A 24,879-nucleotide genomic window follows, 5' to 3' on the forward strand; every position below is an offset into this window, starting at 1 on the left:
GCTTTTTAGCCGGGATAACGCTTCGTCGTTTTTACAATAAATAACTTAAAACGTCTTTGATCTTCTCAATTTAATTTACTGCTGGATAAAGTAAAAACATCTCAACTGGACATACCCTTTTCATCATTACACTATAAAAAATAGTCATTTATAATAATAGATACCCTTAAAGAATCACTCTACAATAACTTCGTTTAAAAAATAATCATCTGAATTACAAAGCAGGGAGTTGCTTCATCTATGGCCTATAGAGCATATATTGGGATTTTTGCATTCCTGTGTCTGATTGTCGCCGTTAGTTGCTACTCGGAGGAGTCAATGTTTAGCATGTTTAAAAAAGTCGATGTCGAAGTATTTCCTGAAGTGATAGGTAGCTTAACCCATGAGGGAAAACCTCTAGCCGGTATTAAGCTAAAAAGAGGTTATCAATACTCTGGTGTCATGGAAGAAAAAGAATGGGACTACACCACTACAGACGCTGATGGAAAATTTAGCTTTCCTGAAATCATTTACAGCACAGCACATCCAAATAAGCCTTTTGCAGAAACACGTGTATCTCAAACGATTAAAATCGCTGAAGGAAGTCATTCAGATCTAAGACTTTGGCTATCGGTATCTACAGGCGAAAAACATATTTCATATTTAGCTGAAAGGTTGACGCAATTAAACTGCGACGTATCAAATGAAGAAGTTAAAAATGAAATCATTGATGAAGCGTTCTCTAGTGGTGTTGTGCGCTATCAGGTATTGAGTATTTGTCGCTGGCCAGAATTAGAACGATTGGAAGTACAGAAAAGAGAAAAATACGATTAATAAAGCCATTAAATGACAAGGACAGTTTATGAATCAATTATCGCCTAAGTTAGCGTCAGAACTAGCAGCAAATGTTTATAGTTTAATTGATGCAGAGGATGCTGACATATTTGGAAATACCTACATAGAAAAATACTTTGCCATTAATAGCAAAGGTATAGGAAAAACAGGCGGATTTATTTTTAATCGCCAGTCGGGTTTTGCTGTTATGGGATTAGGTAAAGGACAATACCTAGGAGATGCAATCATCGCTATTCGTGGTACTCAGCTTATTGCAGATTGGGGAACGAATGCGCAACTTGGTTTAAGCGTCGGTGATGGTAACCAAATAGTGCACGCTGGATTTAATAATGCTTTTGCTTCACTAAGACAACAAATTGCGACTTTTTTGGATAAGTGGCGTATATCAAATCCCGGAAAAGCGATACATTTTGTCGGTCATAGCTTAGGTGGCGCACTAGCTTCTCTAGCTGCAGACTGGGCATCTGTTAATAACTACGCTTCAAATATTAATTTATACACTTTTGGCTCCCCAAGAGTTGGACAACAAGGTTTTGCCTCGGCTAACACCCATAGACTAAATCAAATTTTTCGCTGCACCCACGGCGCTGATGTAGTCCCAAAAGTGCCTTTATGGCCTTTTATTCATGCGCCTTATCAAGGAGTGGAATATCGCTTAGATAACAGTCAAGGTTTGAGGATTAGTGCTCATGGTATGGATCCTAAAGCTGGAGCCGAACCAGGTTATTTAGTCTCTGCAAACACTGAGCATTGGGGCCATTTACATGTTAAAGCTAGCGAATATTTAAAGCCGGTAAAATTACGTTATGAAAACCGCAATCAAGCAAGCTATTCAGACCAGTGGAGTGACAAACTCAGCGCAGCATTAATTACGGTCTTAAAAGAGGCAGGCTATTATGGCGCAATTGTAGCGCAAGCGACGGCATCTTACGGTTTGACATTCTATGATCTTGTCGCTAAAACCCTTGAAAAAATTGCTGCCGCGGCAGATTCTTTCGCCGACGATGTCAGAGGACTACTTGGCCATATGTTGTCTTTTGCAGGGGCTGTAGTCACAACCGTAGTTGACTTAACTTATGCCACTATTCGAGCCATTTTCAATAAAATGCTTTCACGCTTATATAGCAGCGTGAAAGACGCGATTAAATCAGTACACAAGTAATAGATAAGTAGCGGTAGATAAATCTTATAAGCCCCCTTAAGGCTCAATGTAAATTGAGTCTTAATCTTTTAAACCTAATGGTTGTTTATTTATAGACGCTGCCATTATGCTTCAACCAACCGCTTTGGTGCTGGCCGCGTGGGTCGTGGTGAGTCCAATGGATGACGCCACCTTTGTTGTTAAATTCATAAACACCGTAAAATTCGACGGTATCACCGACATTTAAGTTTTCTATCCGTGGGGCTAAATCAATATTATGGGCAACTAATAGCGTGTTTCCGCTGGCTATTTTTAGAATAAATCGTTGATGGCGGCTGCCTTTAAGATCATCGGAAAGTATTTTTACCACATACCCTGAACCACCGATTTGAAGGTTACTCTGCTTATTATCAATGGCATTTTGTAACGCACTATCACTGCCAGCGGTATAGTCAGCATAAACGTTTTGTACAATTTGAGTGGTTTCAACGTTTTTGCCTAAATAGCCAAATATCGCGAGGCCAAGTAAGCAGATAACTAAGAGTTTTTTCATGTTTATCAATTCCTTTTAAACAACAATCAAAATAAAGCTAAGCAAAAACGCGATAGTTTATCGCGTTTTGAATGAGTAATCTAACGTCCAAAATCTATTTAATCGACTCTAGCCATTGGTTAAATGATGATGCAGGCATAGCACCGGATTGTTGTGCAAGCACTTTGCCTTGTTTAAATACCATCAGGGTTGGGATCGAGCGAATATTGAATTGGGCAGCAAGGGCTTGTTGCTCTTCGGTGTTGAGCTTGCCGAAACGAAACTTAGGTTCCCATTTCTTGGCTGCTTGAGTAAATACCGGCGCAAAGTTTTTACACGGACCGCACCAGCTGGCCCAAAAGTCGACCACCAGTGGTAACTCTGATTTATTAGCATGGTGGCTAAAATTGACGGCAGTGAGCTCTATCGGTTCACCAACGAATAGGCTTTGTTTACACTTCCCACAAGTTGGTTGTTGTTCAAGACGTTCTTCAGGTACGCGATTTAAGGTATCGCAATGGGGGCAAGCTATTATCATGATTAGACCTCATCAACTTCATTATCGAGACTCTTTAATCATAAACCTTGTTGGTGTGTTAAACGAATAATCGTTTTAATTTTTTATCATATTATGGCCTGCGGGCACCAACGTCGTGGCGCTTCGCCCACACCAGAATTTTCAAACTTCGTTTGAACTAAGATCGCAAGGTTCCACCCTGCACGGACCAAAAGGGGATCAACAGCAATCCCCTCTTGGATCACCCCTGCCGTTCCGGCAACATTTTCGCTATTTAACCAAACAACAGCAGCGAAAAAATTGCGACGGAAATAGCTCTAGCTTTGGACTTCATTTGCAGCCTGCTTCGGCCTTATTTGAAAATGCTAACGCTTCCGATGGTACATCCTGTACCGCGAAAGCTAGCCTGACGTCCTGTCAGGCTCACGCTATTTTCTACAACGGCCTCTGTTTAGAGTTGAATTTGTAAATTTCTAAGCAAGCCTAACTGATTTTTGGACATTTCCGAGTTAGAACATTAATTCTAATTCGTGAGTTTCAGGTTAAAATGTCTATGTGTAACGCCACGTTAAGCGGCAAAAAATTGTTTGCTAAAATTGTGAACGGAGTGAAACAGCCAACTGTTTTTTTGTCCGTTTGAACGCCTTGATACTCATTGAGCCCCCTCCCTAGCAAGCCGCATCAGCGGTATGCTTAAGGTGACTAAACCAACAGGAGAAAGCTCAATGAGATTTTATAATAACTCACATCCATACTACTGTGGTATCGATTTACATGCACGTTTACTTTATGTCTGTATCATTGATTCTAAAGGGGAAGTTGTAGCTCATAAAAAGATAGGTGCCAGTAAAGATGACTTATTACTCATTCTAGAACCTTATATCGGCAATGTAATTGTCGGGGTTGAGTGCATGCATTGCTGGTATTGGGTATCAGACTGGTGTGCTGAACTTGGGATTGATTTTATCTTAGGTCATGCGCTTTATATGAAGGCGATTCACGGTGGTAAAACCAAAAATGATAAAGTCTATTCCTTTAAAATTGCCACACTACTGCGTGGTGGTAACTTTCCAATAGCTTATGATTATCCAAGTGAAATGCGCGCAGCTCGTGATCTACTGCGCCGAAGAATGAAGATTGTCCGTCACGGGGCCATGCTCAAAGGTCATGTGGTTAACACCAACAGCCAATACAATTTACCTGCCACTGAACTTAACCTTAAAAACATCTCTGCAAGAAAAAAACTTCGCGAGCAATATCAAGATCCTATCGTCCAACGCAACATTGATTTAGACATGGCACTACTTGATTGTTATGCAAAGGAACTCGCACAGGTTGAATGGTTCATTGAAAAACAGGCCAAAAATCATAATCCCGTCTATTTAGAATTACTGAAAACAGTACCAGGTATTGGCAAGATTTTGTTACTGACAATCCTCTATGAAATCGGTGATATCAGTCGATTTGAGTCAGTACAAAAGTTTGCTTCATACTCTCGATTGGTCAAATGCAAAGCAGAATCAGCGGGTAAAACCTATGGCACCAATGGCAATAAAATCGGTAATGCTCATTTGAAATGGGCATTCTCAGAAGCAGCGGTGCTGTACCTGCGAGGCAATGACAAAGCACGTAACTACCTTAATCGATTACAAAAACGAATGAGTAAAGCAAAGGCGTTGTCTGCACTGGCACATAAGCTTGGTCGCTGCGTCTATTTCATGCTGAAGAACAAAACGGTGTTTGATGAACAACGATTCTTAAAAGGATAAGTCGCGCAATAAGGTGAGCTGAACGTCTAACTAGATACTCTTAAAAAGAGAAGCGAGCATGACCGTGAATGATGTGGCTAATGAAGCAATGACTTCTCACCATCATCACTATGCCAAATGCTATTTAAGCTACATTGCCTTGATTAGACACCTTATTGGCGCGCATTAATAAATGCAATCAACAAAGTCGTTTACACCCTAAATGAGCCTGAAACTAACTGTGAAAAAAGCACCTCTGACTTGAATAGTGCCATCTTAGGGTTAACCGATAAATGTCTAGTGCCCTGATATTTCAACGGATTGAAAAGAGTCAGGCAGCGATAAGATCGCACTAAGAGAGCCTCTATATGTGTTTGCTGTAAACGATGATTTGACAGCTAAATGACAGACGAAGTAGATGAATTTGTTGATTGATTTTAATTTGACTGCAAAAGCAGTCAAATAAGTTAGGCTCGCCTATTGACTGGTAGAAGGCTCATATGTGTTAGGTTTTATTTTACACTTATCTGATTTATTTTTAAGGCTTTTCTAAACAACGAACAAATAGCCTCAAAATCTTGGTGTTTTAAATAATCCTTGGCAATATATGCGTGACCATCGTAGCCATACTTAATGATTAAGTTGTTAGGTAAACCATGTCTGCCTGCGCCAAAATACACCTCGGTTATATCAGTAAACCTGAGCTCTATAACTTTTAAAGAGTCACCTAACTCAGGAAAAATAATAGATTTGTCATTAATAGTTATTACACGTTTATGACCACGTAACCTAAAGTAATTTTTAAAAGAAAAATGAGCTAACCACGCAAATAGGAATATAAAGGCAGCGTAAAGAGAATACCCAACTACCGACCAAAAAGTAACATTAACGACAGGTAGCCCAAAGGTATATAAAATATAGCCAATCAAAGAAAGAGAAAATACTCCAAAGAATAAATTCTGATTATTGCCGATATAATAATACTGACTGATGCTCATAAAACCTAACGCTTTTGTTGTGGGGCGGTGACACGTAACGAGGAACGAGTGAAGTATAAACGTCCCAGCACCGCAGGTGCGAACACCAACTTTTTGTTAGGTGATTGAGCAATAGTCATGATTTTATAAGTACCTTTTGAATCGCTACTGCTTTATTAAATGCTTCACCACGTAATTTATAATTTTTACATGCATTTGCATCAATGACTTTGTACTTTATGCGAGCCCCTTTAAGATCACCATTTTTCTCTAATTGAACAGCTTTCTCGAATATTAATTTGGCTTCACTTTCTTTAAGGCAGTCATTATTAAAATCTACAAAAAATAAAAGAGTTGCTGTAGGAATAAGGCAAAGCATGACAACTACTACATTTTTCTTAGCACTCATCTTTGATTACCTAACAGCTTATTGAACGGCTCGCCCGATAAAGTCGGCTGTTCAAGTTATTGATTTATATCATCCTACATTCTCTATGTCTTTGATGTAAAGCGATAAAATACTCTCAACATCCTAAAATAAAACGAGCTTGCGCGTTAATGTTGTTAAAAAAATAAAAGATAAAATTTATTTTCAATATTATCAACCAATTATAGTTTTCTAATTAAGCCTACGTTACGACTTTAGGCTGACTTAATGAGTTGTTTGATTTAAATTAAGCCAAATCTCATTATACCTGTATATAAAACCAGTTCATTAAATTATGCAATCTAGGCAGTAAAAATGACATCTGTAAAAGAGCAATATCAATTAAATTTTGTATGGAAAACGAAGGTAAGCATTGTTAAATAGAGCTTTGGTTCTAAGTAACTTTGGGGCAATAAATGATTTAGTAATACTGGCTTAAAAGGTATTGAATCAACTCTGAACTTGAGGTCGTTGAAGAAAATAGCGTGAGCCTGACAGGACGTCAGGCTAGCTTTCGCGGTACAGGATGTACCATCGGAAGCGTTAGCATTTTCGAATAAGTCCGAGGCAATCTACAAGCGAGGTCAAAAGCTGGATCTATTTCCGTCGCGACCTTTTCGCTGTTTGAAAATGTTGCCGGAACGCTGAGGGTTTGCAAAGGGGTACAAGCGCTTTACCCCTTTGCTCTGGTGTGGGTGAAGCGCCACGACGTTAGTGGCCGCAGGCCATAAAATCTAAAGAATAAAAAAAGAGCTGGATTCCGGCTCACAAGCATTACCGGAACGACAGTGGATTTGGTCCGTGCAGAGTGAAACTTGCGACTTTGATCTAGTGTGTATGACCCGCCCACTGTATATAGAAAATAAGTTAAAGATGTATCTACATTTGAGTTAAAAAAACGGGATTGGCGCGCAGTAACCAATCCCGTTTTTCACTTCTTGAGGCTTATCAGCTAAGCGCTGGTGTGCGTGTAGGGATCAGGCGCTTGCTGCCTGTCGCTTCAAATGCACCCGCAAACCTCAGCAGGTTGTTGTCGTCATAAGCACGGCCTGCGAAAGTTAACCCTACTGGCATGCCAATATCGGCCATTGTCCCCATCGGCACAGTAACTGTTGGTACACCTAAGTGGCGAATAGCAAGATTGCCGTTAGCGACCCAAATACCGTTGCTCCAGGCGATGTCAGCTGAAGCAGGATTAATGTGCGCATCTGCTGGACCTACATCTGCCATGGTTGGGAACAGCACTGCATCAAGTTTGAGCTCGTCCATCCAGTCTTCCAGATCCAACTTGCGCGTCTTCTCTAAGCCGCGCAGACCATCCGGTATGCTATCGATTTGGTTATACGACTTGAGACCTCTTTTGGCCATGTTGACGTACTCATCCATGCCAGCTGCGAGGTCGCCCTCACGGTTTGGCAAAGTGCCTAAGTCATGCGGGAAAATCAAATGCCCATTAACGTCAGCTAATTTGTTCAGTTTAGGGTCATTGTTAGCACGTAAAAATTCATCTAAAGCCCAGCCCGATAGTGCCCACAGCTCATCCTCGAGAAACTCAGGCGTGACGATGCCGCGATTGAACACGGTCGGCGCACCAGGTCGGTCACCTTCGCAGTTGGAAACCAGCGGGAAGTCCACTTCAATGACCTCAGCTCCGGCAGATTCCAGCGCTTTGCGTGCAGCTTGCCAAAGGTCGATCACCGACGCTCGAGTATTAATGCGCTGACCAGTCGGGCCGCCAATGCCCGGGTTTTCGCTGGTGCCAGCCAATTCGTCTTTATTAATGTACATGCGCGGCACCCCAAAACGCTTGCCTTTAAGCGTGTCAGCTTGAGCGGCAAGATCCAGATACGATGCTGGACGCACGGTTGATGCTTTTGGGATATCAACCCAAGGTTGTAGACGCCATAAATCACCACGAGTAATAGGGTCGTCTGCCACAATAACGTCAAGTACTTCAAGCATATCGGCCATAGTACGAGTATAAGGCACTACAACATCCATCGTCGGTGTTAACGGCCAGTTACCGCGCACAGAGATTACACCGCGTGATGGAGTATATGCACACAGGCCATTGTTCGATGCAGGACCACGACCGCTCGACCATGTCTCCTCAGCTAGGCCGAAAGCAGAATAACTTGCGGCGGTACCAGTACCCGCGCCATTGGAAGAACCTGAGGCAAAGGGAGCTGTAAGATAATTAGCATTGTATGGGCTTTCGGCACGGCCATAGTGACCGCGCTGCATACCACCATTAGCCATAGGTGGCATGTTGGTTTTACCTAAGCAAATGGCACCCGCTTCGCGCAGGCGCTCAACAGCAAATGCATCATATTGAGCAATTAAGTCCTTAAACGCTGGACTACCAGAAGCCGCAGTGAGCCCTTTAACTAAGTAGCTGTCCTTGGTAGTGTAAGGAATACCATCGAGTGGACTCAGCGTTTCACCACGCGCTCGGCGCGCATCAGAAGCTTCAGCTTCCTTAATCGCATCTTGATTGTGAACCACCAGCGCATTTAGCTTGGTCTGTGTCGCTGGGCCGTCATAAACCTCAACCCGAGCTAAATAAGACTTCACTAACTCAACCGCTGTGGTGCGACCGGATTCGAGGGCTGCACGCAGCTCGGCAATAGAAACCTCAGTGACTTCGAACATGTTACGACCTCTTCTTAAAAGCCAAAAGTATTGACAGTCAATTTTATTAAAACAATAGTGACATTAATGGTCATTGTGTTCTCGTTGGTTTTTACTTACTGTCCAGAGGGGATCTGCTGGGTGATGCAATGGATGTTACCACCACCTAATAAAATCTCACGGGCAGGCACACCGACAATGTCATACTCAGGGAAAATTTCTTGCAATTTTTGAGCTGCAATATCGTCAGTTGCTGGGTCGAGTAGTGGGAACACAATGCGATTGTTGGTAATCAAAAAGTTCGCATAAGAACCCGCTAAGCGTTCACCCGCGGTGCGTGGAACACCAGTCCCCTCTACTACGCCTTGCGCTTCTTCTTCTGTGCAATACAAAGGACCAGGCTGTGGTAGTAAATGGACTTTTAACTTACGCCCCTGTGCATCAACAGTATTTTGCAAAATATCCAAAGCGGCTTTTGAGCGAGGATACTGCGGATCGGTTTGATCATCAGTCCAGTGTAAAACCACTTCGCCTGGGCGAGCAAAACAGCATATATTATCAATGTGTCCGTCGGTCTCATCCATGAATACGCCGTCTGGCAACCAGATAAACTGCTGCACATTTAAATATTCAGCCAGTAATGCTTCTATCTGTTCACGAGTCAAATCTGGGTTGCGGTTGCTGTTAAGTAAACATTCAGCCGTGGTCATGCAGGTGCCTTCACCATCGACATGAATTGAACCACCTTCAAGAATAAGCGGAGCCTGATAACGCTCAAAACCATGCTGCGTAAGCATTTGTTGCGCGACTTGCTCGTCCTTATCCCATGGTGAATACAAACCACCGTTATCACCGCCCCAGGCATTAAAGCCCCAGTCAACACCTCGGCATTCGCCCTTGGCATTCACCACTACAGTAGGACCTGTATCGCGAGCCCAGCAATCGTTGCTATCTATTTCGACCAACGTAACGTGAGAAGGCATAACCGTTTTGGCCTCTGCCAAAAACGCCTTAGGTACCCCCATGTAAACTGGGGTAACAGCACCAATGGCATCGGCCACTTTAGCAAAGGTTGCCTGAGCATAAGCCCCTGCAGAGCGCCAGTTGTCAGGACGATATGGCCAAATCATCCACACAGCTTGCTGCGCCGCCCATTCGGCGGGCATGCTAAAACCATCTTGAGATGGTTTAGTGGTTAACTGCGTGGCATCCACATTCACGTTTGTCATGAATTTTATCTCCAGTAATGCTTAAAAACGATAAGGGTGAGCGCCCTAACATAGGACGACAGAATAGAAATACACCTAACATTAATCAAATAAACAAATCGAAATAGCGTATTCATCACACGGATAGCTAGGCCGAAATTGCCACGTCCTACTAGGTGAGTTTTAGCTTCGTTGAAATATGACTGTATATCATATCATTTAAGACTGCTTGCGCTAAATAGTTGTATGCATAGGATAGATAAGAATTTATACGATAAAATGCTTGTAAGTTTATTGCACATTAGATGAGTGAAATTACTTTAGGGCAGAAACGGAGTTAGTTTTCTCGACCAGGAAATGGACAAATTCAACTTTGAACTTTGAACTTTGAACTTTGAACTTTGAACTTGAGGACGTTGAAGACTCTTTAAAAAGAATCCATCAGCCTGACAGGCCTTTCATGCATATCTGACCTATATTGATATTGGAAATGTCATAGTGATGTCGGCAACATCATTGACCATGTGCTTCAAGGCATTCAGGCATCCTGCCTATCAGATTGCTAATTCTTTTATAAACAGTAAAGAAGGGATGGCTGTTGATCCCCTCTTGGCCCGTGCAGGGTGGAACCTTGCGATCGACTCTTGTTTCTAAAATTGATGTGGTCGCAGGCCATAAATCTAAACAATAAAAGAAGAACTGGATTCCGGCTGATAAGCATTACCGGAATGACAAGATTCATAAATCAACAATGATTAAACCTTAAGTCGCCACATATCAAAAGCTTCTTGGCAAAGCTGTTCTCTAAACTTAGGGTGGGCAATGTCGATAAGCGCACGGGCTCGTTCTCGTAACGATTTTCCGCGTAAATAAGCGGTTCCATACTCAGTAACAATATAGTGTACATGCGCACGGGTGGTTACCACGCCAGCGCCTGGCGATAAAACGGTGGCAATCCGCGACACGGTGCCATTAGCCGCAGTACTGGGTAATGCGATAACAGAACGACCACCTTCAGAAAGCCCCGCGCCGCGTATAAAGTCCATCTGACCGCCTACACCTGAGTATATTTGAGTACCCAATGAATCAGCACAAACTTGCCCTGAAATATCGACCTGCAGTGCTGAGTTTATCGACATCACATTAGGGTTTTTACGGATAATAGCCGTGTCATTAACCTGCTCAATATCCATGAATATTACCGATGGGTTGTCATCAACAAAATCATAAAGTCGTTGGCTACCTAATGCAAAGCCTGTCACTGTCTTGCCGGGATGGACTTTCTTACGGCTATTATTGATCACGCCAAGCTCGACCAAATTAAGCACACCATCAGAAAATAACTCAGTGTGAACGCCTAAATCTTTATGTTCGGTTAAGCACGCCAGCACGGCATCTGGAATAGCGCCAATGCCCATTTGTAAGCAAGCGCCATCAAGTACCAATTTGGCCACATTCTGGCCGATGGCCAAGCTTATCGCATCACTTGGGGCGAATAGGTGTTGTGGTAGCGGCATGCTCTGCTCATACACGGCAGCGAACTTATTGTAATGAATAAAACCGTCACCATGGGTGCGAGGCATCATGGGGTTAATGTGAGCAATGATTTTTCCCGCCATTTGGCAGGCTGCTAAGGTTGCCTCTACCGATATGCCTAAAGAACAGATACCATGTTTATCTGGTGGGGAAACTTGAACGATGGCGGTGTCGATATGCTGTTCGCCGGAACGAAACAACTTGGGCACCTCAGAGAGAAAAATTGGCACATAATCGGCATCACCTTGTTGTAGCAGTGACCTTGTGGGTGAACCAGTAAAAAAGCAACGATGGCGAAGATGATCCCTTAAACGGGGATCACTTAGCGACTCAGCGCCCTCGGTATGCAACTGCAATAATGTTAAACCATGCTTTGTTAACGCATGTTGGGCTAATGCATCGAGCAGTAATTTTGGCGTTGCCCCCATCGAATGAGTCCACAAGGTTTCACCGTTTTCAATTAAGGATACGGCCTCTAAAGCACTGCTACAAATAATTGGTTTCATTAATATTACTCAAGGTAATTAAGCTATTTGTAGTGTAAGCGGTAAATTACCCCTTTAATAGTGTTGACGATGGTAACGTTGAACTAGCACAAAATAGTGGAGAAATTGAGACATATAGGACGTTAATTGATAATAAGTGATGTCTAACTTACGGCTGCTTCAGTTAATCAAAACGACTCTTTAACGCCAATCACAATATCGCCGCCGTTATGCTCAAAAGGATAAAAAACCAACATAATTAAAGGGAATTATATAACACTGCCCTCGCTAGCTTTTTAGCCATACAGGTTGTACGGATAAATTAACTGAGAGATTGCGAGGAAGGGCTGAAGTTTAACTCAGCCCTCATCAATAAAAACGTTAGGCTATTTTAAATGTCGCCACTTGACGTTGCATTGAACGAGCCAGTGATTGTAAGTCGTTGACAGAATGGGTGAGTTTTTCAGTCGCCGCTGATGAGGCTTTAGTAATATCATTTATTGCGATGATACTTTTATTGATGCTCTCAGCCACATAGGATTGTTCTTCTGCAGCGGTAGCTATTTGGGTATTAAGCTCATTGATACTGTCGACCGAAGTGACAATTTCACTTAGCACAACACCTGCACTACTCGTTTTATCGTTGGCATTATTAACTAGAACCAAGCCCTCATCCATTGAAGAAACCGCAAGCACGACACTTTTTTGTAACCCGCCAATCATGGTTTCAATTTGCAGTGTTGAGTCTTGAGTACGCTTAGCTAGAGTACGAACTTCATCAGCAACAACAGCAAATCCTCGACCTTGTTCACCGGCTCTTGCGGCTTCAATGGCGGCGTTTAGGGCTAAAAGGTTAGTCTGCTCGGCAATACCTTTAATGACACTTAACACTTGACCAATGTTTTGACTTTCTTTAGCGAGATGAGATATCACCTCCGCCGTGGTGCCAATTTGATTAGATAACTGCGATATACTGTCGATTGAATTTCGAACAATAATATTACCATTTTCAGCATGATCATTAGCTTGTTTCGCCTGTTCAGCAGCAAAATTGGTACTTTGAACGACTTCAGCCACTGTTGCGGTCATTTCATTCATAGCCGTTGCAGTTTGTTCTGACTCATCTTGCTGCTGTATCATTCTATGGTTAGTGTCTTCTGTGAAACGCTGCAACTCTTCTGATGAAATATTGATGGTATTAGCGGCATCTGAAATTGATTCGATAATGCTTCTTAGATGGGTGATAACGCCTGTAAGGCTCGTTGAAATCATGCCTAATTCATCATCATTATAAGGAGTAAACACTTGGGTTAAATCTGAGTTTTGCTTGATGAGCTTTAGTTTCATCAAAATATCAGTCACAGGCCTCATCACACTGCGCAGCACCCAAATGGTTAACACGACACTGATAACAACTGCACATAACGTAAAGAAAATAAATAACTGAACTGATGATTGGTATATATCTTGAGTTAATCGCCATTCATCGCCTGCTACTTTTATTTGCAATGACACTAATTCGGCTATTTTACCGCTAATGGGATCAATTACGCCATATAAAGGCATAATATCATCGGTCAATTGACCTGAAATATTCCCCGACATGTTTTGCAGTTTATTGATAAGAAAATCAATTCTCTCATCCGCAGGACCAAACATATCATTGGCTTCAATACTAAGTTGGCTCTCTTTGGGTGTTAACGTAGTGGCTAAATATTTTTTCCACAGGGTATCAATATTACTTTTTGCACTCATTAATGTCTCAGCAGCATCTTGAGCGGTTGAGCCGCCAGCATTGGCTTTGTTTATTGCATCAATGACTAAGACAGCATAGTCATCACCAATGATTTTTAAATCTTCTAATGGCACCACCCGATCAGAATAGATCCTCATCACTCCATCTTCGATTTTCCCCATCATATTGACAGCAATGCCACAAATTATGATGAGAATGGCTAATGGAATTAACGAACTAATGAGCATTTTTTGTTTAATTTTAAAATTCAGCATAATAGACCACCAAGTAAAAATAAATTAACTATAAAAGCTCGATCAATCCTTGGAGGAACTTTACGATGAAAAACAATAACCAATGCAAATGTTACAATTATGTTATTGAGAATTTTAATGTAATATAAAATATAACTCCAATCAAATATATAAATCACATTTTTATGCCTATACTCATCGATATATATGATTTTGTTCAAGGTATTAAAAATCTGTAAACTAAATTTTTTAAATAATGATAAAACGATTCAACACGACAAAAATAAGTTGGAGAACTTAGAATCTTGGTCTTATAAAAAACACTTTGCAGATATGCGCAGCTAAATCAGCAACAAGCAGTTTACGTTAAAGTTAACTAGCAACCAAAAGCAACGACAAACACAAACAACTCGATAACTTTAAGCTTACAATTCAATATATTAGCTAAAATAAATGAAAAAATATAATTATCGTTATCGAGAATTTACTTTAACTGACTAAAATTAAATAATTACTTTGGATCGAGTCCAAGATATACAGTTAACGAGATCACCGATCGTTTACTATATAATTGATTAAATAGTAAAAATATATCAGCACCTCTAAATGAATAAAATATTACTCGTGATGACTTTTTAATAATTTAAGTATAAACGAAACGGTTTTTATGAGACGTTCAATTACTCAATCATTTTATTCGCAGATTAAATCATCAAAAAGATGAATTATTCAACTTCACGGCAAGCAACCGAGAAACCCTATCACAATCGTAAATATGCATTCCTAAATCAGTATGTTACCGTACATAGTGCTAATTTAGATTCAGCGCAATCAAAAATTATGCAATGACAATCAAGTGAATAAGCCTAAATCGGGCGACAATGAATAGGCCGTCTGATTTTCCCCTTTAGAATAACTGAGGTGAGATATGGATGTATCTAACGCGTCGAGACGGACCTTTATAAAACAATGTGTTATTGGCGGGGTCGCGGTATATTCCGCGCCTTTACTGTGGGAAATGAGTCGGGCCAATGCGTCCATCATTTCGCCTGAACTGGCTGCACAATGGCAAACTCAGGTTAGCGGCCAATCTAAACCCAAATTTCGTAACGACGGTATTGCTAAAGTCACCGGTCAAAAAGTTTATGGTCGTGACTACCGGGCAATGGACATGGCAGGCTGGCCAAAACAACAAGGCTACGCGTTTATCTTACGCGCTGCAGATGCATCCCATGTCTATCAAGGGTTCTCCCTCGACCACCTCCCGGCTTCAGCTAAGCCTTATAAAGTCATTACTGCAGCAGACCTTGCCCGCGACAAAGTTAAATTGCCTGAGTTTTACGGTGACAATATGTTATTGCCCGAGGGACAAACAGCAGATTATCTTGGTCATGCGGTAGCCATATTATTATTCGATAGTTTCCCTGCATTTAAACAAGCTAAGTCATTGTTGCAGTTCGACAATACTTTATTGCGCTTTGGTGAAAAAACGCCCTTTGTGTCAGACACTAAAGACCCTTATGCCAGCTGGCGTCTTATTCGGGTTGAAGGCGAAAAAGGTGCCCGTGAAGATACTTATAGCCCACTACACGATGGACTATTTTTCCCCAGCGTTAAGCACCACAAACCGGTATGGTCAGGTGATGCTAATGCTCAAGGCTCGGTTTCTGAGCGCGGGCTGTATTATGCTGGCGAGATAGAAAAACAGATTGCGAGTGCCAAAGCAGATCAACAGTGGCAAGTATTAGAGCGCGAATATCGCACTCAAATCATCGATCCTATGATGATGGAGCCTGAGGCCTTTAATGGCTGGTTTGATGCCAGCAGCCAAACCTTTCATACCGTTATTACCTCTCAGTCGCCGCAAGACTTTCAAGAGATGGCCGTACACATGCTGTCATCTGGACCATTGGCTGACAAAGTCAAAAATCTAGTAGTGCATTCTCCTTATATTGGTGGCGGTTTTGGCGCTAAAGATCACTCAATATTCCCGTATTATGGCGTGTTGGCAACCATTTACGCCAACGGTCCGGTTCGGTTAGCTAACGACCGCTTCGAGCAATTTCAATCCGGTCTTAAGCGTCATCCTTTCATCATGAAAAGTCGTTTAGCCGTTGATAAAGCAACCTTGAAAATTCAAGCGTTAACCTCACAGATGACAGTTGATGGCGGTGGTCGAGTTAATTTCAGCCCATCGGTCACCTCTGTTGGGGCGACGGCAATGCAAAGCATTTACTACACCCCACGTAACGATATTATCGCCACATCTTATGCGTCACGTAACCCTGATGCAGGCTCGATGCGCGGTTACGGTACATTGCAATCGATGACCGCAATGGAAGGCATGATCCACGAGATGGCCGCTGAGTTAAAGGTTGATCCCTTTAAGTTACGCGCGGCTAACGTGATGGAGTCAGGACAGCGTAATACTCAAGGTGCTATCCCTAATGGCACGCTTAGATACCGTGAAATGCTCGACATGGCCGAACTAGACCCTGTGTGGCAAAACCGTGCAGATAATAAAGCGCGTTATGAGGCTAAAAACCCAGGCATGCTTTACGGCGTTGGTTTTGGTATTGCGACGAAAGATTATGGTACCGGTGCTGCAGCACCAAGTGCGGCGGTTAGATTATCTAAAGACGGTAAAATAACCTTAGAAATTGGTTTTATCGAAATGGGTACTGGTACTCAAACGTCACAAGCCGTGGTAGTCAGCGAGTCATTAGGTAGTTTTGCTCATGAAGTGAAACTTGCTGAGATAGATATTTGGGATGCAATGCAATTAGTGCAAACCGACAATCCATACATTATTTCGCAGCAGCGCCAAGATGAAATGACGGCAAATCCACGTTGGACACCGGTTAAAGCCATGGCATCGTCGGCATCTATGTCGGCATATTATCAAAGCCATGTCACTCGTATTGCCGCCGATATTATTTATCGTCACGGACTCTGGCCTGCTGCGGTGTCGATTTGGAACGAGTTGTATTTCAACACCCCAATGGGCAAAACTAATCTCAATCACTCTCGCGACGGCCGCTGGACTGATGGCAAGCTTACCGCTATGGGATTCCCGCCGCTTTCAATCGACATTCTCGCTAAACGAGCCCACGATTTGGGCTTAGTGGTTGGCGTAATGGGTCATGCCTTTAACCGTTGGGCTTGGGCCGAAGCTGATTTTGAGATTTTCGGTACCAAAGAACGCATTGCACTGGATGCATTGGCACTGCAATACGGCGAGGGTGACAAGTATCATGGCAGCGCGGATCGCAAAGCCCGCATGAGTTCAAACGGCTATCACTTAATTGATCGTCAAGCGATGAGCTATCCTAAAGCCGAGCTGAATAACGCCATGGTGACTTACTACGCTCCATGCGCCACTTTAGTAGAAGTAGCCGTTAATGAAGGTAATGGCGAAGTCAGTTTATTGAGCTCTCATACCTGGTTAGAAGCCGGTAAAGTGATTGTGAATGAGTTAGTTGAAGGCCAAATTCAAGGCGGTCTTGCTATGGGAATTGGCCATGCATTGCATGAAGAATTACCCCCATTTGAAGCCGGCGCTGGTAATGGCACCTGGAATATCAATCGTTATAAGGTGCCGTTAGCGCGACATGTTGGTGTTTGGAGCCAGCGACATACTATTTTACCGCAGTTGTCCGAAACCGATCCTAGCCGAGGCATCGCCGAAGTGGTGATGATACCTGTTGTTTCCGCGCTGGTTGAAGCCGTTTACCAAGCTACCGCAGTGCGTTTTTACGAATTACCAATGACAGCGAAAAAAATCAAGGAGGCCATGGCATGAGCCAGTCAATTAAGTTAACCATAAATAACCAAGCTGTGGGCCCGATTGACGTTGGCGATGGCATCATGATGATTGAGTTTTTGCATGAGTATTTAAATCTCACCGGGACTAAATTTGGTTGCGGCGCGGGTGTATGTCATGCCTGCACTGTAATCGTCGATGACGAACAAGGTATGAGCGAATCGGTTCGTACTTGCATCAATGGCGTCGAGCGTTTCAATGGCAAATCGATTCGCACTATTGAAGGTCATGCTAAGCAAAATGCCCAAGGTGAAATCACTGCACTTAGCCCTGTACAGCAAACATTTTTAGAACATTTCTCGTTTCAATGTGGTTGGTGTACTTCAGGCTTTGTCAATGAATCGACTGCACTGATTGAACGACTAGAGCGTAAACCTATAGCCAAAGATCAAGTTGAGCAAGTCATTGAAGATGCCTTGGGCGAACACGTCTGTCGTTGTACGGGTTATGTAAAATACTATGCGGCGATCAAAGATTTGATCCTCAAGACAGAGGGGCTAACTCTGTCATGAAGCCATTATATCAATATCACTTAAGCCGTTTAATAAAGGCGCAAAAACATCTCCGCCAAAATCTTTTACTCAGCTTAGGCCTAATTTTAGGCTTGGGTTTGTTCGCCTGTTCCAGCAGCGCGGCTGATAAGGCGAGCAATAACAGTAGCGATATCGAACGTGGGGCTTATCTGATGAAGATTGGCGACTGTGTGGCTTGTCATACCGCGGTAGGCGGACGAGAGTTAACCGGTGGACTGCCGTTCGAAACCCCGTTTGGGGCGGTATTCTCAACCAATATCACCTCAGATAAAGATACCGGAATTGGCAAATACAGTTATGACGAATTTTTTGATGCCATGCATCACGGTGTCGGTATTAACGGTAATTTGTACCCCGCTATGCCCTACACGTCTTATAGCCTATTGACCGATGAAGATACCAAAGCGATTTATGCCTACTTGATGAGCACCAAACCCATCAAGCAAGCTAATCTCGACAATGATGTCTCCTTCCCTTTTAACGTTCGATTTGGTCTCAAGGCGTGGAACTTAATCGCTCATGATGCTGAAAAATTTGCCCCCAAGAAAGACAAAAGTGAGCCCTGGAACCGAGGTAATTACTTAGTCAATGCGCTAGGCCATTGTGGTGAATGCCATACTCCTAGAGACAGCTTATTTGCCATGGAGCAGGATAAGCATTTTCAAGGCGCCGTTATCGAGGGCTTAGAAGCATCAGATATTACCCCTGCTGAACTTAACCGACAAAACTGGACTCATGACGATTTAAAGTCTCTGTTTACTGAAGGTTATTCTCGTAAAGGTACAGTATTTGGTGGCATGTATCCTGTGGTATACCACAGCTTTAGTCACTTAACCGATGCCGACATGCATGCAGTAAGCAGTTACTTACTTGATACTGACGAGACTGTAGAAGCCAAACCACTGACCTTTAACGGCCACCAGCGTGAATTACCAGGATATAACCTATACATGGGATATTGCGCTGGATGTCATGGTCAAAATGGTGAAGGTCGACCTAATGTTGCTCCGGCAATGGCCGGTAACGCCACATTAGATAAAGCCAGCCCGCACAATATCGTTGCGGTAATGCTTAAAGGTATAAAGAGCCAACATTACAATACCACCACCAGCTTTTATGCCATGCCTGGTTATGCCGATGAGTTAAGTGATGAACAGCTTAAAGACTTAAGCAATTATCTGCGCGTCACATGGAGTAATCAGCCAGGTGATGTAGATTTGAATACAATTAATGATTTAAAAGAAGTGATATTCGAACGCGATTAACCATTGTAGTCCGTTGTAGAATATCCGTTTATGCAAAAGCCGACATTTGGTCGGCTTTTTCGTTTCACTAACGATTAATGGCAAAACTAACGCCATAATAAGGTTTACCCAACGAGGTTACAACACATCGTTAAGGTCTTGTATTGCATCAATTACCATACCTGTACCAATGCTAATCAACAGCAAATCAGTACCAACACGGACAATCTTTTGTCCTTCTGGCGTACGACCTAACTGAACAGTAAGCGCTGATGGTACATCGTAGTAAACAACATCAGCAGGTAACGAGTAGCCTTTTCGCCATTGCTTAGCACTGCCCGGTGGTTGGCAACGATTGTGTTTTTTGGCTAATCCTGGTGGACAATGCTTAGCATCACGGTTGGTATAATAGTAATTATTAACGATGACTTGGCGATCGTTACTAAAATAGGTCTGATAAGTTTCTTCCTGTTCGTGATCATGCTTCTTGTCATGCTTCTTGTCATGCTTTTTTTCATGTTTTTCAGATTTGTGTTTACCGCTATTACCATGCGAGTCGTTGTCTTTAGCAACGCTGTAACCGGAAGCACACACCATTAAGGTGCTGATAATGATTAGAGGTAGTATATGTCGATTCATAAAATGGATTCCTTTGCGATTAAATAGGCGCTTGTCATAATAGTTAACCAGCGATATGCCTGACCGTTAAAAAAACCAATACTATTAATATTACGGTTGATATGGGTGCAAAGGTAGTTGTATTGCGCTCTATTGTCGACACTAATCTATATTATTGTTAATTAATGTTCGCGTAGAATCGTTACTTTTGTTTCAATACCAATTGTGAAAACAACACCTTATTCGTTCCGCATAACCCCAGCAATATTTGATGTTTTAATCCTTATGACGTTACTCGTTAAGACTTTTTTATCGATGATAAAGGGACACAGAAAAGCAGCGAATATACAAAAAAGTTGATAAACAAGAGTGCGTTTGCCCCTTTAGATTTTAATAATACCGTTAACACCCAACGATTACCGTTGTGATGACAGGCTCTCCAGTACTCTGCCAGTGATACTGAAAGTAACAACTGGTTGCAATAACTTCGGCTGCAGTCGGCTCTGCAAGGGCAAGTGCACTTTTTGGGGCTGCAACAACAGCATAGCTGCTATTAGATGTAAAAATGCGATATGACCAATCATTCATTTCTAACCCAGCCGCTTTAAAGATTTCTGACGACGTTGTATAACCGGCATTAAAACCGCTACCACTAGTATTGGCCGCTGCGGCCCAAGGTTGGTAATGACTGCCTTTAACACCCGAGAATTCAACCGTATCTGTAAGCGCATTGCCTGAGGTTAATGTTTTTGTTTTAAATAACATCACTGCTGTTTTAATTGAGCCTGTGGCACCTTTGATTGCTGCAATATGTGCATCTGTTTTTAAATTAATAAACTTAGGCGCTGCGACAACAGCCAATACGCCAAGAATAATAATGACAACGACAAGCTCTATAAGGGTGAAACCGGATTGACGAGAGGAAACGATACTGCGGTTAAGTTTGATCATATGATGAATGCCTCCTGATACAGTAAACAAACTGCTCAGCTAGAAAGAGTTTACTTAAAACAATTACATGAGACGTTATTTTAACCTAAACACGAGCTTAAGTTATAGAGGCTTTCATCATAGTTTTGCGTATTGAGCCTTGTTGTATTGAGCCTTGTTGTATTAAGCCTTGTTGTATTAAGCCTTGTTTAGCACCTAGGTTATTTAGCCTTTAATGCCTGTTGCGAAAATAAAATACCATCCCAGCCATGTTGCATAAACTGGCGAATATTTTGATGATCCGTCCCTTGCGGCGTCGCCACAACATCTCGGTAATGTTGGCCAAACATAGCCAAGGTTTGTTGCACCGTTAACTGATGAATTTGCCCAAACGCAAACACCTTACAAGAACCAGAATTTTCCCCAGCGTCATTAAGCTGATCACCATTTTTAAATGCACTTATCGAGAAGTCATACTGGCCATCAATGACAGCCATAGTCTCTTCAAAACGGATAGTATCTGCTTGCGATGTTAGCGATGAAATAAACGGGTTAATAGCCGTTGATGGCATAAAATTGGCCCTGCCCTAATTTAAAGTTAAAGTTAAAATAAAATTGAATTAAAAGAAAAATAAACAGTAAAACTCCCGACACTATAGTTCGAGACCTTATCAAAATGATCACATTTACTATAGTGAAAAAGACTCAAGCAAACGATTAAAAAGCTCAAAAGCAAAGCGAGGCCTATACCCTCTGTAACTGCCTACTACAATGTTAAATTCAATAAAGTTTGCAAGCATAGACCATCGACACTTAATCCAACTTTAGTGCAGTAAAATCTGGCCGTGGTAACCTTTCCAACTTACTGTATAAATACATCACCACCAACGACAATAATGCGCCGATGATAAACAACCAATATCCACCAAGATGATCCAGTATAATCCCGCCGCCCAGCGGCGCAAATGCAAACCCCAAATCATAAAATGAAGCTGCGCCAAAGTACGCCCCACGTAAATGTTTAGGGGCTAGCCTGTCAATGTGCACGTTCATCGTTGGGAATAAAATGGTTTCTGCTAGGCTCATAACAACAACAGCGCCAATCCAGCCCCAAAACAAATCAATGGGGTTATACGCTAACCAAACTTGTGAACAAACCAACAGCATCAATCCAAACTGAATCCGATGCACCAAACTGTAACCAGCCATTAATCTTAACAATAAAAATTGGGTCGAGATAATGACTAAGGCATTGGTAAAAATCATTGCCGAAATCAGTGTTAATAAATCGGGGGCATTTGAACGAGTAAGATATTGGATCAGCGAACTGTCCATTTGCGCGTAAATAAACATACACAAAATGTTTGCAAAAATAAGACCTTGCAGTAATTTATCTTGCCATAAAATCGACATTATTTGCTTTCGATTCATCATAGCAGGTTTACGCTTAACAGCAGCTGTTGCATCGCCCATAACTGGAATGAGTCCATCTGCAACCAGCTCTGGAGCCGATGAATGAGTCTGGCGAGCTTGATGCCTAAAACCCCAAAATAATAACCCCAATAAAGCAGCAAAAGCCGCAGCGGTAATGTAAAAACTCGATTGTTTTCCGGTTAAGCCCAACCATATTCCTAACATTGGCCCTACGGCGCAACCTACGTTAACGATAAAATACAGTGATTGCATCGCCAACTCACGGGTTTTAGGATCGTCAATAATGTCGCCAATGGTGGCAGACGTTAGTGGCCGCCATATTGCAGTCGCAATAGAACACAGTGTCATGACGACAACATAGCCTTTGACGGAATCGACTTGCGCCAGTAATGAAAACGAGATGATATAAAGCACACCGGTAAAGTACATTAGCTTGTGGCGGCCGATTCGGTCTGACAGTGCACTACCAATAAAGCTGGTAAATACCGATATAATCGCCGCACTCGATAGTACTAAACCCACTTCTGTGGCGCTTAAAGCAAATTTTTCATACAAAATGACAGCCAAAAATGGCCACACCATGTAATAACTACCGCGAGTAATAAACGAGCCAAATAACAGTATCCACATTAATCGTGGAAATTGCTTAAACCGCGCTACAGAAATATCGCTATGCACTTTTTATCCTTAAAGAGTGATGCTGAAATAGATTATGACAGACTAAATTGATGGGGTTGTTATAGAGCTAATCCTAACGGCATTTGCGCGGATGAACCACTATTTATTGCCTAATCCTATGTTATTACTGATCATATAAGCTAATAGCTGTTTTTCATCAGCTCTATTTGACAGCGATAATCCTTGAACCACACCTTGTTGATCACTTTGGTTACGGTGCTGCCCTAATTTTTGCTTACCTTGTAACTCATCGATGACAATCTTAAAACCAACAATGCCCTTGGCTAGTTTTTGTTGGTAATCATCGGCAATAAAGCCACCACTTTGTAGTAATGAAGGTTCATATTGTTGGATGGTAGATTCGAGTACTTGTGCGGTGGTCGCATCATCAGTTAATTCAATAATGCCTTTTGCATGTACTACGCTGTAATTCCAAGTCGAAACCGCTGGATAGGAGTCATACCAAGTGGGTGAGATATAAGAGTGAGGGCCATTGAAAATACAAAGGACTCTAGTACCCGCAATACTTTTCCAATGCGGATTACTACGAGCAAAATGGCCATATAAGGTACCATTTTCGCCCTCTGAGGCAATGAGTAATAACGGTAAGTGTGAGCCCTCTAAATCGTTAGACACAACAGTCGCAAAACCATATTGGTTGATAAACAGATGTATTAACTCTCTAGATCCCATATCCCACTTATCAGGCACTTGCATCATTCACTCTTTACTAAAATAGTCTATAAAGTCTTTATAGTGAATCTGACGAATAAATGCCATCGTTTTATGGGTTTGTAGCGATTATTACAAATGGCCTACTTTGACCAAAATCACCGTGTCTTGCTCCACATACGGATTATGCTGACTTAAATGCGGACTGCGGATCCACGTACCTGCAGGATAGCGACCCAGTTCATCGATAAACTCTCCGCTAATAACATAGATTTCTTCGCCGCCAAAATGACGGTGTGGTTGAAAATGTGTCCCCGCAGGCCACTTAACTAATGCAGTCGACTCAGTACCATGTTGGTGTAGCGGCATAACCTGCAACTGACCATGACCCGGCAACCATTCTGTCTCATTGGTATTAATGGCCACTTGTTGTGAGTCTGTAGGTTGAAACTGGTGCAGCTTAACCAACAACGTACAACCTTCTACGCTGAATGGCGCATGGACAAAACCTTCAGGATTACGCAAATACGTGCCTGCAGGATAGTCACCGGTTTCATCAGAAAACACCCCGTCGAGCACTAAAATCTCTTCGCCTAACGGATGAGGGTGTGAGTTAAATTTAGCACCAGCTTGATAGTTTACAATGCTGGTCGCATGGCCACGCTCAGCCTCTTCGCGCGCTAGGCGTTTACGTAATACGCCCGCTGCGGGGCTATTTTGCCATTCAAGATCGGCTGTGTTTATCACCACTCGTTGGCTAAGATCCATGTTTAACATATTGCTACCTTACAACCGTTTAATTGCCACTAGTGTAAGGCTTTAACAATCGATAAAACAGCAGGTACTTTATGGTACCTATGGATGTGAATAAGCCAACATCAAAAGTAAATTGATAAAAAAAGCCCATTCAACAAAGTGAATG

The 24,879-nt window shown here is 42.3% G+C and carries 20 protein-coding genes; 6 read left to right on the forward strand and 14 right to left on the reverse strand.

What is annotated here, in order from left to right; genetic code table 11:
- Positions 1-327: 327 nt before the first annotated feature.
- Complete coding sequence (locus tag CXF88_RS05260) at positions 328-813, forward strand: DUF6795 domain-containing protein (protein WP_157822773.1); 486 nt, start codon at positions 328-330, stop codon at positions 811-813.
- A gap of 28 nt (positions 814-841) precedes the next feature.
- Positions 842-1,996 carry a lipase family protein gene (locus CXF88_RS05265; protein ID WP_101085877.1) on the forward strand — a complete coding sequence of 385 codons (1,155 nt, stop codon included), beginning with the start codon at positions 842-844 and terminating at the stop codon, positions 1,994-1,996.
- An 85-nt stretch (positions 1,997-2,081) separates the two neighbouring features.
- Here CXF88_RS05265 and CXF88_RS05270 read toward each other — a convergent pair whose 3' ends face one another.
- Positions 2,082-2,528 (reverse strand): DUF3465 domain-containing protein, encoded by a 447-nt coding sequence (locus CXF88_RS05270; protein ID WP_197708410.1) that lies wholly within the window; start codon positions 2,526-2,528, stop codon positions 2,082-2,084.
- A gap of 94 nt (positions 2,529-2,622) precedes the next feature.
- On the reverse strand, positions 2,623-3,045 hold the full coding sequence (gene trxC, locus CXF88_RS05275; RefSeq protein ID WP_101085878.1) for a thioredoxin TrxC: 423 nt from the start codon (positions 3,043-3,045) through the stop codon (positions 2,623-2,625).
- A gap of 704 nt (positions 3,046-3,749) precedes the next feature.
- Between trxC and CXF88_RS05280 the strand changes: the two genes are divergently transcribed.
- Positions 3,750-4,793, forward strand: a complete 1,044-nt coding sequence (locus CXF88_RS05280; RefSeq protein ID WP_101085879.1) for an IS110-like element ISShfr7 family transposase — start codon at positions 3,750-3,752, stop codon at positions 4,791-4,793.
- A 491-nt stretch (positions 4,794-5,284) separates the two neighbouring features.
- Here the strand turns inward: CXF88_RS05280 and CXF88_RS05285 are convergent, their stop codons facing one another.
- The 6 genes from CXF88_RS05285 to CXF88_RS05310 all read right to left on the reverse strand — a co-directional run bounded on the left by CXF88_RS05285 (position 5,285) and on the right by CXF88_RS05310 (position 14,046).
- A complete protein-coding gene (locus CXF88_RS05285) occupies positions 5,285-5,770 on the reverse strand; it encodes a hypothetical protein (protein WP_101085880.1) in 486 nt (161 codons plus the stop codon).
- A gap of 115 nt (positions 5,771-5,885) precedes the next feature.
- Complete coding sequence (locus CXF88_RS05290; RefSeq protein WP_101085881.1) at positions 5,886-6,158, reverse strand: hypothetical protein; 273 nt, start codon at positions 6,156-6,158, stop codon at positions 5,886-5,888.
- A 966-nt stretch (positions 6,159-7,124) separates the two neighbouring features.
- Complete coding sequence (locus CXF88_RS05295) at positions 7,125-8,828, reverse strand: amidase (RefSeq protein WP_101085882.1); 1,704 nt, start codon at positions 8,826-8,828, stop codon at positions 7,125-7,127.
- Positions 8,829-8,923: 95 nt separating this feature from the next.
- On the reverse strand, positions 8,924-10,036 hold the full coding sequence (gene aguA / locus CXF88_RS05300; RefSeq protein ID WP_101085883.1) for an agmatine deiminase: 1,113 nt from the start codon (positions 10,034-10,036) through the stop codon (positions 8,924-8,926).
- Positions 10,037-10,770: 734 nt separating this feature from the next.
- Positions 10,771-12,057 carry an acetyl-CoA hydrolase/transferase C-terminal domain-containing protein gene (locus tag CXF88_RS05305; RefSeq protein WP_101085884.1) on the reverse strand — a complete coding sequence of 429 codons (1,287 nt, stop codon included), beginning with the start codon at positions 12,055-12,057 and terminating at the stop codon, positions 10,771-10,773.
- A gap of 360 nt (positions 12,058-12,417) precedes the next feature.
- A complete protein-coding gene (locus CXF88_RS05310) occupies positions 12,418-14,046 on the reverse strand; it encodes a methyl-accepting chemotaxis protein (RefSeq protein WP_101085885.1) in 1,629 nt (542 codons plus the stop codon).
- A gap of 907 nt (positions 14,047-14,953) precedes the next feature.
- Between CXF88_RS05310 and CXF88_RS05315 the strand changes: the two genes are divergently transcribed.
- The 3 genes from CXF88_RS05315 to CXF88_RS05325 are packed head-to-tail and all read left to right on the forward strand — an operon-like array spanning position 14,954 to position 19,646.
- Positions 14,954-17,827 carry a molybdopterin cofactor-binding domain-containing protein gene (locus CXF88_RS05315; protein WP_101085886.1) on the forward strand — a complete coding sequence of 958 codons (2,874 nt, stop codon included), beginning with the start codon at positions 14,954-14,956 and terminating at the stop codon, positions 17,825-17,827.
- Positions 17,824-18,360: a 2Fe-2S iron-sulfur cluster-binding protein gene (locus tag CXF88_RS05320; RefSeq protein ID WP_101085887.1), complete on the forward strand. Its 537-nt coding sequence runs from the start codon at positions 17,824-17,826 to the stop codon at positions 18,358-18,360. The genes CXF88_RS05315 and CXF88_RS05320 overlap by 4 nt, the downstream gene beginning before the upstream one ends.
- On the forward strand, positions 18,357-19,646 hold the full coding sequence (locus CXF88_RS05325; RefSeq protein WP_101085888.1) for a cytochrome c: 1,290 nt from the start codon (positions 18,357-18,359) through the stop codon (positions 19,644-19,646). The genes CXF88_RS05320 and CXF88_RS05325 overlap by 4 nt, the downstream gene beginning before the upstream one ends.
- 117 nt (positions 19,647-19,763) lie before the next feature.
- Here the strand turns inward: CXF88_RS05325 and CXF88_RS05330 are convergent, their stop codons facing one another.
- From CXF88_RS05330 to CXF88_RS05355, 6 genes are all read right to left on the reverse strand, one after another.
- On the reverse strand, positions 19,764-20,264 hold the full coding sequence (locus CXF88_RS05330; protein WP_101085889.1) for a hypothetical protein: 501 nt from the start codon (positions 20,262-20,264) through the stop codon (positions 19,764-19,766).
- 381 nt (positions 20,265-20,645) lie between these two features.
- Positions 20,646-21,194 (reverse strand): prepilin-type N-terminal cleavage/methylation domain-containing protein, encoded by a 549-nt coding sequence (locus CXF88_RS05335; protein ID WP_101085890.1) that lies wholly within the window; start codon positions 21,192-21,194, stop codon positions 20,646-20,648.
- A 200-nt stretch (positions 21,195-21,394) separates the two neighbouring features.
- The gene (locus CXF88_RS05340) at positions 21,395-21,745 is read right to left on the reverse strand and encodes a HopJ type III effector protein (RefSeq protein ID WP_101085891.1); all 351 of its coding nucleotides are present in this window, start codon (positions 21,743-21,745) and stop codon (positions 21,395-21,397) included.
- Positions 21,746-21,986: 241 nt separating this feature from the next.
- Positions 21,987-23,285: an MFS transporter gene (locus CXF88_RS05345; protein WP_101085892.1), complete on the reverse strand. Its 1,299-nt coding sequence runs from the start codon at positions 23,283-23,285 to the stop codon at positions 21,987-21,989.
- Positions 23,286-23,384: 99 nt separating this feature from the next.
- Positions 23,385-24,005: an FMN-binding negative transcriptional regulator gene (locus tag CXF88_RS05350; RefSeq protein WP_242445097.1), complete on the reverse strand. Its 621-nt coding sequence runs from the start codon at positions 24,003-24,005 to the stop codon at positions 23,385-23,387.
- Positions 24,006-24,089: 84 nt separating this feature from the next.
- The gene (locus CXF88_RS05355) at positions 24,090-24,734 is read right to left on the reverse strand and encodes a cupin domain-containing protein (protein ID WP_101085894.1); all 645 of its coding nucleotides are present in this window, start codon (positions 24,732-24,734) and stop codon (positions 24,090-24,092) included.
- Positions 24,735-24,879 lie beyond the last annotated feature (145 nt).

This window comes from Shewanella sp. ALD9 (assembly GCF_002836315.1).
In the GTDB taxonomy this organism is placed as follows: domain Bacteria; phylum Pseudomonadota; class Gammaproteobacteria; order Enterobacterales; family Shewanellaceae; genus Shewanella.

Coding starts and splice junctions, on each gene's coding strand:
- CXF88_RS05260 (WP_157822773.1), top strand. CDS start 328: ATGTTTAAAAAAGTCGATGTCGAAGTATTTCCTGAAGTGATAGGTAGC.
- CXF88_RS05265 (WP_101085877.1), top strand. CDS start 842: ATGAATCAATTATCGCCTAAGTTAGCGTCAGAACTAGCAGCAAATGTT.
- CXF88_RS05270 (WP_197708410.1), bottom strand. CDS start 2,528: ATGAAAAAACTCTTAGTTATCTGCTTACTTGGCCTCGCGATATTTGGC.
- trxC (WP_101085878.1), bottom strand. CDS start 3,045: ATGATAATAGCTTGCCCCCATTGCGATACCTTAAATCGCGTACCTGAA.
- CXF88_RS05280 (WP_101085879.1), top strand. CDS start 3,750: ATGAGATTTTATAATAACTCACATCCATACTACTGTGGTATCGATTTA.
- CXF88_RS05285 (WP_101085880.1), bottom strand. CDS start 5,770: ATGAGCATCAGTCAGTATTATTATATCGGCAATAATCAGAATTTATTC.
- CXF88_RS05290 (WP_101085881.1), bottom strand. CDS start 6,158: ATGAGTGCTAAGAAAAATGTAGTAGTTGTCATGCTTTGCCTTATTCCT.
- CXF88_RS05295 (WP_101085882.1), bottom strand. CDS start 8,828: ATGTTCGAAGTCACTGAGGTTTCTATTGCCGAGCTGCGTGCAGCCCTC.
- aguA (WP_101085883.1), bottom strand. CDS start 10,036: ATGACAAACGTGAATGTGGATGCCACGCAGTTAACCACTAAACCATCT.
- CXF88_RS05305 (WP_101085884.1), bottom strand. CDS start 12,057: ATGAAACCAATTATTTGTAGCAGTGCTTTAGAGGCCGTATCCTTAATT.
- CXF88_RS05310 (WP_101085885.1), bottom strand. CDS start 14,046: ATGCTGAATTTTAAAATTAAACAAAAAATGCTCATTAGTTCGTTAATT.
- CXF88_RS05315 (WP_101085886.1), top strand. CDS start 14,954: ATGGATGTATCTAACGCGTCGAGACGGACCTTTATAAAACAATGTGTT.
- CXF88_RS05320 (WP_101085887.1), top strand. CDS start 17,824: ATGAGCCAGTCAATTAAGTTAACCATAAATAACCAAGCTGTGGGCCCG.
- CXF88_RS05325 (WP_101085888.1), top strand. CDS start 18,357: ATGAAGCCATTATATCAATATCACTTAAGCCGTTTAATAAAGGCGCAA.
- CXF88_RS05330 (WP_101085889.1), bottom strand. CDS start 20,264: ATGAATCGACATATACTACCTCTAATCATTATCAGCACCTTAATGGTG.
- CXF88_RS05335 (WP_101085890.1), bottom strand. CDS start 21,194: ATGATCAAACTTAACCGCAGTATCGTTTCCTCTCGTCAATCCGGTTTC.
- CXF88_RS05340 (WP_101085891.1), bottom strand. CDS start 21,745: ATGCCATCAACGGCTATTAACCCGTTTATTTCATCGCTAACATCGCAA.
- CXF88_RS05350 (WP_242445097.1), bottom strand. CDS start 24,005: ATGATGCAAGTGCCTGATAAGTGGGATATGGGATCTAGAGAGTTAATA.
- CXF88_RS05355 (WP_101085894.1), bottom strand. CDS start 24,734: ATGTTAAACATGGATCTTAGCCAACGAGTGGTGATAAACACAGCCGAT.